The following is a 3,201-nucleotide window of genomic DNA, read 5'->3' as shown; positions in this document are numbered from 1 at the left end:
CCTGGCACCGGCCCCGGCGCCGGCGCGGCGTCGGCACCGACCTCGGCCCAGAGCGCGTCCAGCGACAGGCCGACCGCCTGCGCGATCGCGGCGACGGTCGGGAAGGACGGGGTCGCGACCCGGCCCGACTCGATCTTGCGGAGCGTCTCGGGCGAGACGCCGGCGGCCAGGGCCGTCGCGAGCATCGGACGCGCGCCCCGCGCGCGCCGCAGCGCGGCGCCGAGGCGGCGACCCCGCTCGAGCTCGGGGGTGGTGAGGGGCAGGCGGACCATGGCCTCACTCTAGCGGGATAGTATTGCCGGGATAGTTATCGGAGGCACCATGATCGAGATCCTCAGCGGGCCCGAGCTCGCGCGCGCCCGGGACACCGGTGCCCTCGTCGCCGAGATCCTGCAGACGCTGCGCGAGCGCACCGTCGCCGGCACCAACCTCCTCGAGATCGACCGCTGGGCGGCGCAGCTGATCCGCGCGGCGGGTGCGCGGTCGTGCTACGTCGACTACGCGCCCTCGTTCGGCCGCGGCCCGTTCGGCCACGTCATCTGCACGTCGGTCAACGACGCGGTCCTGCACGGCCTGCCGCACGACGCGGTGCTCGCCGAGGGCGACCTGCTCACGCTCGACCTCGCCGTGCAGCTGCACGGCGTCGTCGCCGACTCCGCCGTCAGCTTCGTCGTCGGGGACGCACCGTCTCCGCAGAGCGCCGCGCTCATCGACGTCACCGAGCGCGCGCTGGCCGCCGCGATCGAGGCGGTCGGCCCCGGCGTCCGGGTCGGGGACCTGTCGGCCACGATCGGCGCGGTGCTGCGCGCGGACGGCTACCCGGTCAACACCGAGTTCGGGGGCCACGGCGTCGGGTCGACGATGCACCAGGACCCGCACGTCGCGAACGACGGACGCCCGGGCCGCGGGTACCGCCTCCGCCCCGGCCTCCTGCTCGCGCTCGAGCCCTGGGTGATGGCGGACACCGACGAGCTCGTCACGGACGCCGACGGCTGGACCCTGCGCAGCGCGACGGGCTGCCGCACCGCCCACAGCGAGCACACGGTCGCCGTGACGGACGACGGCGCGCAGGTGCTCACGCTCCCCCGCTGACGGCGCGCTCAGCGACCCCCGGCCACCGCGGCGCGCTCGCGCGCCTCCTGCGGCAGGGCCGCGTCGAGCTGCTCGGCCAGCGCGGCGATCGCCCGCCGCACCGGCGAGGACGGCGCGACCTCCCGCAGCGTCCGGGCCTCGAGCAGCGCCGCGTCGACGGCGGCCCGGTCGTCGGGCAGCAGCGTGGCCGCCGTCACGCCCGCGTACCGCGCGAGCGCGTCCCGCACGGCGTCCTGCGGCCGGGCTCCCGCCACCGACGCACGGACGCGGTTGACGACCACCGTGCGCGGGGTGCCGGGGACCCGGTCGGCCAGGTCGCCGAGCGCCCGCACGAGCCGGTGGATGCCCACCGGGTCCGCCACCCCCACGGCCACCACGACGTCGGCCGCCGCCAGGGCGCTCGTCGTCGCCGCGTTCCGGCGCGGGGCCCGCGTGTCGTAGCTGAGGACCTCGTCCTCCTCCAGGCAGAAGCCGCAGTCGACGACCGTCCACTGCGCCAGCGCCCGGCTCACCTCCCACACCACGTCGAGCGACGGGCCCGGCAGCTCGGGCCACCGGTCCGGTCGCGAGATCCCCGAGAGCACACGCAGGCGCTCGGCGACCACGGGGGCGAGCCGGCCGAGGGTGCGCACGTCGAGCACCCCCTGGCCGGCCGACCGGGCCGCGGCGGCGAGGCCCGGCGCCTCGTCGAGGAGCCCGACCACCTGGGCGACGGACCCGCCGTAGGTGTCGGCGTCGGCGAGCACGCAGGAGCGTCCCGACCCGGCGAGCTCGGCGGCGAGGTTGACGGCGACCGTCGTGCGTCCCGGCGCGCCCGTCGGCCCCCAGACGGCCACCAGGCGGCCGCGCGGCGGCTCGGCGCCGCCGTCCTGCGGGGGCGGCGCGGGGTCCGCCGGGCCGGGGTCGGACTCCAGGACCTCCAGCAGCCGGTCGAGCACGCCCTCCGCCGCGTCGTCGTCCTCGGGCGGCGCCACGACGAGGTCCACGCCGAGCGCGTGCAGGCGCTCGGCCCGCCACGGACGGTCCGGGCCCGCGAGCCCGACCACGCGCACCCCCGCTCGGCGGAGCGCGTCGACCGCCTCCCGGTCGAGTCCGTCCAGGTCGGCGGGGACGACGGCGACCCGGCCGAGCCCCGCCTCGGCGACGCCGAGCAGCTCCGTGAGGTCGGCGCAGCGCCGGGTGACGGCGGCGCGGCCGCGCGACCGCTCCGCCGCGCGCACGAGCAGCGACTCCGCCGGGCCGCCGACGGCGCACAGGACCCCGACCGCCACGCTCAGCCACCGGTCCCGGGCAGCGGGACGACGTCGACCCGGCCGTCGGAGGCGAGGGCGGCGAGGACGCTCGGCAGGTCGTCCTGCGGCACCAGGACGTGCGCCGTCGCGCCGCCCGTCGACAGCCCGCCGCCCTCGTCGGCCACCTCCTGCACGACCACCGCCTGCGCGAGCGCCTCGGGGGTGCCGTCCTCGGGCGGGGTGAGCCACAGGTCGACGAGGGCACCGGCGACGAGGTCCGGGGGGAGGGCGCCGCGCAAGGGCACCGCGACGGCGCGCACGTCCAGGTCCTGCGCCGCGCCGAGGGCCGAGCGCGCGACGAGCTCGCCGTCCCCCACGACGCGCACCACGACCGCGCCCTCCGGCAGGGGGGCGTCCGCGCGCAGGTACCGCTCGAGGGCGGTGCCCGTCAGCCGGACGTCCGCCACGGCGAGGTCGCCCGGCTCGACCACGGCGCCCGGCACGAGAGCACCCCGGGCGACGTAGACCGGCACGGTGTGCTGGGCGGAGGAGACCGCCCACGACCCCAGCGCGACGGCGCCGGCGACGAGCGCGAGGCCCGACAGGAGCCGGGGGTCGCGCCATCCGGGCCGGCGCAGCCGGGGGGCGACGGGTGCGGGCACCTCGAGCAGGTCCATGCCTCTCCTCGTCCGTGGGGCTGGTGGGGCGGGTCGCCGTGGAGCACGACCGCCGCCGGCGGCGCGCCGGACGCCCATCCTGCCGGGCCCGCGGGCCGCGCGTGGGCGGTTTGTGGACAGAGCCTGGCGCCGGTCGACGCGTGCCACACTGCGGGCATGGCCCCGAGGTTCCTGACCGTCGCCGACGTCGCGGAGACGCT

General features: G+C 78.6%; 4 protein-coding genes. 1 reads left to right on the top strand and 3 read right to left on the bottom strand.

The annotated features are described in order from the left end of the window. Positions 1-272 (bottom strand): helix-turn-helix transcriptional regulator (locus HGCM_RS17875; protein ID WP_019136693.1); only part of this gene is annotated, 272 nt, incomplete at its 3' end. A 49-nt stretch (positions 273-321) separates the two neighbouring features. Here HGCM_RS17875 and map point away from each other — a divergent pair. Next, positions 322-1,092, top strand: coding sequence for a type I methionyl aminopeptidase (gene map, locus HGCM_RS09935; RefSeq protein ID WP_019136692.1), 771 nt, complete (start codon positions 322-324; stop codon positions 1,090-1,092). Positions 1,093-1,100: 8 nt separating this feature from the next. On the opposite strand, the gene HGCM_RS17870 is transcribed toward map, so the two are convergent. Continuing rightward, complete coding sequence (locus tag HGCM_RS17870; RefSeq protein WP_019136691.1) at positions 1,101-2,363, bottom strand: CpaE/TadZ family protein; 1,263 nt, start codon at positions 2,361-2,363, stop codon at positions 1,101-1,103. A gap of 2 nt (positions 2,364-2,365) precedes the next feature. After that, positions 2,366-3,001 carry a hypothetical protein gene (locus HGCM_RS09925; RefSeq protein ID WP_019136690.1) on the bottom strand — a complete coding sequence of 212 codons (636 nt, stop codon included), beginning with the start codon at positions 2,999-3,001 and terminating at the stop codon, positions 2,366-2,368. Positions 3,002-3,201: the final 200 nt, after the last annotated feature.

This window comes from Cellulomonas massiliensis JC225 (assembly GCF_000312005.1).
Classification (GTDB): domain Bacteria; phylum Actinomycetota; class Actinomycetes; order Actinomycetales; family Cellulomonadaceae; genus Cellulomonas; species Cellulomonas massiliensis.
This window is presented reverse-complemented; position numbering and strand designations above follow the sequence as displayed.